Origin of the sequence: Gemmobacter nectariphilus DSM 15620, from assembly GCF_000429765.1 — a bacterium.
Classification (GTDB): Bacteria; Pseudomonadota; Alphaproteobacteria; order Rhodobacterales; family Rhodobacteraceae; genus Wagnerdoeblera; species Wagnerdoeblera nectariphila.
Genome location: NZ_AUCM01000016.1, coordinates 62,166 through 68,165, shown reverse-complemented (window position 1 = coordinate 68,165; position 6,000 = coordinate 62,166). Strand labels below are relative to the sequence as shown.

Here is a 6,000-nt window from a genome sequence, read left to right as displayed (position 1 = left end):
GTTCTTCTGGCGCTTGACGTAGGGCTTCACGTAGGACGCGACCATCAATCGGACTTCGTGGCCTAGGGCAGAAAGTTCCCGCGCCCAATGGTGCGCGGAGGGGCACGCCTCCATGCCAACCAAGCACGGATCCAACCTCCCAAAGAACTCGAGCATCTGAGAGCGCCGCACCTTTCTGGTGATGACAACTTTTCCGTCAGCATCGACAGCGTGGACCTGGAAAACGCTCTTCGCGAGATCGAGGCCAATGATCATTCCGGACATATCCAACCACTCCTTCTTCTCGGGGAACCGTTGAAACCAGATTCGACGGTTGGGGTCGGGGTGTCCACATCATCAAATCAAACAGCCGTTAGCAGTCGGTGCTCGCGGCGAGGAGCGCGACCATCCTTTCTCCCCGCAACCGTACGATAGGCTATCTGGCGGTTTGCAGGCGACGAATATATCCGATCACCTCTTGGTAGTCCTGTTCAAACCTGACAATCCTTCCACAGTTTCAAGCCCACGTCGAGGATCGATCACGTTCCCACCAATCTGACAATGCTGTGATCTGCGAATAGATGCATTGCACCTCAAGCTACTAGAGCAGTTAGCCGTCACCCCTGATTTAGGGGTTGTGGCACGATTGTTCTTTCCAGACGCACGCCAATTTTCGAGCAGGAAGCCTGTCCAAAGCTGGGCGAGTTTGGGGGCAGCCATCGCGGCAGGCACCCTTTTTGTCATGGCTCTGCAGCCATACTCGATCCTGCCACTTGCATTGATCGCCTTCGCTATCCTGACAGTTTTGGTGCGTAGCGCATCAGGTTTCTTCGCCTTCGGGCTGGGATACTTCTTCGGCCTTGGTCAATTCGTGCCCGGGCTCTTCTGGATCACCGAAAGTTTTCAGGTCGAGGCGGACCGGTTCGGTTGGCTGGCTCTGCCGGCGGTTCTTGGTCTTTCGGCGCTTTTGTCGGTCTTTCCTGCCCTGGCCTGCGCTCTGGCGGCACGGATGGAACGCGCCGGGTTGTCGTTGGCGCTCTCAATGGCGACAAGCTGGACCGCCACGGAGTGGCTGCGTGGCCATGTTCTCACCGGGTTTCCCTGGAACCTGGCTGCTTACACATTGTCTGACTGGCCGGTTGCCGCGCAGGCTTCCGCTGTCTTCGGAAGCTACGGCCTGGGATTTCTTCTCGTGCTCTGCGCTGCGCTGGCCGGACTGGCCGTTGTCTCGGACGACAACGGGAAACGTGTCCGCCACCTCGCCACAGCAGGCGCAATCGCCTTGTCGGTCACCGGATTTGGTGCGATGCGCTTGCTGCTCGCCGATGTGCCGTCAGAGCGCGGCGCGCAAATCCGCGTCGTTCAACCGAACATCGCACAAAGTGCTAAGTGGGATGATGCCGCTCGAGACGCGAACATCCTGAAGCTTCTTGCACTTTCTGCCCGGCCGGGCGACTTCGACATTCTGCTGTGGCCGGAAACCGCTTGGCCAGGGTTTCTGGCAGAGGATGCCGGCGCCAGGGCGATGTTGGGCTGGCTCTTGCCCAAGACCGGCGTCTTGCTGACCGGCAGCCCGGAAAGGGAGGAAACCGGGGCCGAGACAGTCTACCGGAATGCCGTGCTTGCTATCTCTCGTGACGGCACCATTCTGACGCGCTATGCCAAGCATCATCTCGTTCCGTTCGGTGAGTACATTCCGTGGCGGAACCTTTTGCCCCTTCAGCGTCTGGTTCAATCGCTCGGAGACTTCACGCCAGGGCCAGGGCCACGGACACTGGCGTTCGGCCCACACCCCTATGCGGGGATCGCAATCTGCTATGAGATCATTTTTCCCGGACATGTCGTCGATGATGCGATAAGACCGGACTGGATCTTCAACGCGACAAACGACGCCTGGTTCGGTGCCTCGATCGGGCCATGGCAGCATTTGGCATCGGCCCGGATGCGGGCCATCGAAGAAGGCCTGCCTCTGGTGCGGGCCGCCAACACGGGAATTTCTGCGGTGGTTGATTCTTACGGGGCAACCTTGGCAATGCTCGAAATCGATAGGTCAGGCGTGATCGACATCCGCTTGCCCCGCCCATTGCCCGCAACCATCTACGCCCGCTTCGGAGACTGGGCGCTTCTCATTATTATGCTCACTTCATGGGCCATCAGTGGCTACTGGGCCCGCCGGCACCGGGCAAACCTGAAAAGTGTATCGAAATGATCGGGGCGCTCTTTGCAACCATCGGGTTCATTTGGGGTTACCTCGTTGCGCGGCGGCGGGGCGGAAAGACCCTCGACCGCTTGCAGTATGGCGCAGGCTTTGCCATCGCCTTCGGGCTGTTCGGCACCTTCCTCGGAATCGCCCTCGCAAGGTATCTTGGGGCAGCCTGATCGGCGAAACCTTGCCGGTCCTGAAACTCTCACCTTCTTGTCGGTTGAACCTCTAGTTGCTCGAGGTTCTAGACGGCAGGCTGTTCTCTCAGTCCGGACTGTTCATGCGTCTTCGTCCTCTTCAGATCATCCTTTGGATCACCGCCACTGCGGCTGTTGCCACGTTCTCAGCGGTGCGGTGGTGGCCTGCCACGGACGACACCGCAACAGCAGCTGCAGCCTTCGCGCCTGCCTTCACGCTTGCGGACAGCGAAGGCCGCATCCGCTCGACTGCCGAATTCCGCGGAAAATTCCTGTTGGTGTTCTTCGGCTTTACAAGCTGCCCGGATGTCTGTCCGACGACGCTCTCCGAAGTCGCGCAGGTCATGGATGATCTTGGATCTGACGCAGAATCGGTGCAGCCGATTTTCATTTCGATCGATCCCGAACGGGACAGGCGTCTGGGGCTGGCCGACTACACAACGGCCTTTCATCCAGCGATCCTTGGTTTGGCAGGAAGCGAAGAGCAAACTGAATCCGCGGCCGCAAGCTTCAAGATTTTCTACTCGCGGGAAGCCGACGCCTCATCGCCGGACGGGTACACGATGGCGCACAGTCCCGGCCTTTATCTCATCGGCCCCGATGGCGCGTGGCTGCGTCAATTCACCTACGGCACATCTGCGCCCGAAATCCTTTCCGACCTTCAATCGAGACTTTGACCTATGAAACACTTCCTTCTTGCCACATCACTCGTCCTCTCTGCGCCTGCCGCGATGGCCTGTGAGACCGTGACAATCGGCGATCTTACCGTTGAACACGCCTGGTCCAAGGTGACGATCGGCGCGGGACGACCCGGCGTGTTCTATGTGGAGATCAAGAACACCGGGACGTCCGACGATGCGCTTGTTGGTATCGCGACGCCAGCCGCCGACATGCCGATGTTGCACGAGACTGTGGTGCAGGATGGCATCGCATCGATGCCGCATGCGATGTCAATTCCGGTGCCGGCCGGTCAAAGTGTGCTGCTCGCGCCAGGGGGTTACCACGGCATGCTGATGGGCCTGACGACAGCCCTCAAGGAGGGCGACAGCTTTCCGGTTACCCTTTCCTTCGAAAAGGCTGGTGAGGTGACCGTGAATGTCGATGTCCTCTCGTTGCGCGCGGAGGGGCCGGATTGCGCCGACGCAGGGCAATAATCCTCGGTGCTGGAGGGGCAGTCGGAGCCGTCGCCTTCATGCTGGGCGTCGGAGCCTATCGCACGCGCAACCGACCGGCCCGCAGCGAGGTCCTGCCTGTGCCAATCGGTCGGATGACCTGGACATTGACCGACCACAAGGGTCGCTTGGTCCGACCCACTGACTGGGCCGGTCGCCCGGTTATGGTATTCTTCGGTTTCACTTGGTGCCCGGACGTCTGCCCGACCACATTGAGCGACATATCGCTCTGGCTCGAGGAACTGGGTGCCGACGCGGATCGCCTGATCGTGGCGTTGATTTCGGTCGATCCGGAGCGCGACACGCCCGATGTCCTAGCCGGCTACGTCAGCAACTTCGATCCACGCATCATGGGGCTGACGGGTCCTGCTGACGAGGTCGCTCAAGCGGCCGCAGATTTTCGCGCAACCTATCGCCGCGTCGATAAGGAGGGCGGCGACTACACGATGGACCACACCGCCGGTGTATTTCTGTTCCACCCCGATGGGCGCTTCGCAAGCATCATAGACTTCCATGAAGACCGGCGCTTCGCCGTTCCAAAAATCCGCCGAACCCTCAGTTGAAAGGGCATTCTGCCAGATGATCCGCTCCGCATTTCTGATCCTTGCTATCGCGGCTTTCGCCCCGCTCCAGGCAGTGGCCGATCCTCCGACGGCGCATTTGCCTATGGCATTCGAAGCCACAATCGCCCGCGGTGACACCCTGGACAGCGTCCTTGGTCACGCAGGAATCCCCGGGGCGGTCCGGGCAGAAGCCGCCCTCGCGCTCTCAGGTGTGTACGACCTGACGGACCTGCGACCTGGCCACCGAATTGAATGGACTGCGGCGTCCGGGGATCCGGCAGCGCTGACACGCCTGTCGCTCTTCGTGGAAGATGGTGTGGAGATCGCTCTCTCGTTCGACGGACCGATCGCGGCACAACGTCTTGACCCGCCGGTTCGTGAAACAGATCGGCGGGAGACCTTGACCCTCGACGGAACTCTCTATGACGCCCTGATGGCACGAAAGGCACCCGAACGATTTGCGGTTGACCTGACCGCACTGCTTGCGGGTCAGGTCGATTTCAGGCGCGACCTCAAAGGCGGAGAAACCTTCGCGCTGGTCTGGCAGGAAGATCAGCTTCCCGATGGCAGCATCGCGGGAGAGCCGCGCCTGAGTTACGCCAGACTTGAACTTGCGGATCGCGTGCTCGAACTCGTTGCGACCGAAGCCGCTGGTCCAGTCATAGTCTTCGAAGACGGTGAAGCCGTGCAGCGTTCAGCGGCACCCATCCTCGGTGCCCGCCTGTCGTCCGTCTTCGGCCGACGGAACCATCCTGTATTGGGCGGGGTCCGCATGCATACCGGGATCGATTATGCGGCACCTGTGGGGACCGAAGTCTCGGCAACTGGTGCTGGGCGGGTAGTCTTTGCGGGCACGATCCGTGGCTACGGCACCACAATCGACATCGATCACGGCGGCGGGGTCGTGACGCGATATGCGCATCTCTCCGAAATTGCCGAAGACGTTCGCGTGGGGACACGGGTCAAAGCTGGAGACGAGATCGGCGCAGTCGGCGCAACCGGGCTCGTGAGCGGGCCCAACCTTCACTACGAAGTTCGTGTCGACGGCCGACCGGTTGACCCGAAAGACCAGGATGCCCTGCCGGAACAGGAAATTGCTTCGGCAGAAGATCTCAATGCACTCGCCGCCTGGCGCAGCGAAACCGGCTTCATGCCAGCGAATGACGGGGAACGTGGATGAAGGAATATCGCATCGGCCGCCGTGAGTTCCTCCTGGCAGCGACAGCCTTGGCCATAGCACCTGCCGCAAGGGCAGAGGAAGAACCGCCGATCCACGTAGTAAAGGGGCGTGGCTGCGAATGTTGCGATGCATGGGTGGACTACCTGCGCGAACAGCGGTTCACGGTTACGGATGAGGTGTCGATGGGAACCTTGTTAATCCGCTTCAAGATGGATCAGGGCATACCAGCAAAGGTGTTTTCCTGTCACACGGGCACAGTTGACGGCTATGCGCTAGAAGGCCATGTCCCCGCTGCGGATATCCGCAGGCTTCTTGACGAGCGTCCTGACGCAGTTGGCCTCGCCGTGCCCGGCATGCCTTACGGCTCGCCGGGAATGGGATCAGAAGACGGTCGGGACGCCTATGACGTTCTGCTGGTTCGCCGGGATGGAAGCCTGGAAGTTTTTTCAAGCTATCCGGCCGCCTGACATGAACTGTAATTATATCGGATCAGCCAGACTGCCTGTGCGTCTTTTGGTGCTCACGCAGAAAATGGTGTCCGGTCATGTTATTTTGACTAACCGAGGTTTCAGCACAACGTCGGATTATCGACGTCAATTTTTGCCGTAGGCGCTGTACAGCAGCCGAATACGGCGGGACAGTTCTGACGACCTGAATAATGAGGTGTCGGCAGACTATCCCGCTTAGTACCCGTCAAGAATCAGCT

General features: G+C 60.0%; 6 protein-coding genes and 1 pseudogene. 6 read left to right on the top strand and 1 reads right to left on the bottom strand.

Translation table 11 applies throughout. The features are described 5' to 3' along the window. A pseudogene (locus tag G481_RS26500) lies at positions 1 to 264 on the bottom strand (IS110 family transposase); the annotation flags it as partial. A 361-nt stretch (positions 265 to 625) separates the two neighbouring features. Here G481_RS26500 and lnt point away from each other — a divergent pair. From lnt to G481_RS0115290, 6 genes are all read left to right on the top strand, one after another. After that, on the top strand, positions 626 to 2,188 hold the full coding sequence (gene lnt / locus G481_RS0115320) for an apolipoprotein N-acyltransferase (RefSeq protein WP_035026291.1): 1,563 nt from the start codon (positions 626 to 628) through the stop codon (positions 2,186 to 2,188). 274 nt (positions 2,189 to 2,462) lie between these two features. Next, positions 2,463 to 3,056, top strand: a complete 594-nt coding sequence (locus G481_RS24040) for an SCO family protein (RefSeq protein WP_035026289.1) — start codon at positions 2,463 to 2,465, stop codon at positions 3,054 to 3,056. A gap of 3 nt (positions 3,057 to 3,059) precedes the next feature. Then, positions 3,060 to 3,533, top strand: coding sequence for a copper chaperone PCu(A)C (locus G481_RS0115305; RefSeq protein ID WP_028030816.1), 474 nt, complete (start codon positions 3,060 to 3,062; stop codon positions 3,531 to 3,533). Positions 3,534 to 3,571: 38 nt separating this feature from the next. Next, positions 3,572 to 4,114, top strand: a complete 543-nt coding sequence (locus G481_RS0115300) for an SCO family protein (protein ID WP_051294568.1) — start codon at positions 3,572 to 3,574, stop codon at positions 4,112 to 4,114. After that, positions 4,065 to 5,294 (top strand): M23 family metallopeptidase, encoded by a 1,230-nt coding sequence (locus G481_RS24035; RefSeq protein WP_084450965.1) that lies wholly within the window; start codon positions 4,065 to 4,067, stop codon positions 5,292 to 5,294. The genes G481_RS0115300 and G481_RS24035 overlap by 50 nt, the downstream gene beginning before the upstream one ends. Continuing rightward, on the top strand, positions 5,291 to 5,761 hold the full coding sequence (locus G481_RS0115290) for a DUF411 domain-containing protein (protein WP_051294566.1): 471 nt from the start codon (positions 5,291 to 5,293) through the stop codon (positions 5,759 to 5,761). Before G481_RS24035 ends, G481_RS0115290 begins: the two co-directional genes overlap by 4 nt. Positions 5,762 to 6,000: the final 239 nt, after the last annotated feature.

Bases quoted from the DNA above. Each gene is read 5' to 3' on its own strand.
- G481_RS24040 (WP_035026289.1), top strand. From the start codon at position 2,463: ATGCGTCTTCGTCCTCTTCAGATCATCCTTTGGATCACCGCCACTGCG.
- G481_RS0115305 (WP_028030816.1), top strand. From the start codon at position 3,060: ATGAAACACTTCCTTCTTGCCACATCACTCGTCCTCTCTGCGCCTGCC.
- G481_RS0115300 (WP_051294568.1), top strand. From the start codon at position 3,572: ATGCTGGGCGTCGGAGCCTATCGCACGCGCAACCGACCGGCCCGCAGC.
- G481_RS24035 (WP_084450965.1), top strand. From the start codon at position 4,065: ATGAAGACCGGCGCTTCGCCGTTCCAAAAATCCGCCGAACCCTCAGTT.
- G481_RS0115290 (WP_051294566.1), top strand. From the start codon at position 5,291: ATGAAGGAATATCGCATCGGCCGCCGTGAGTTCCTCCTGGCAGCGACA.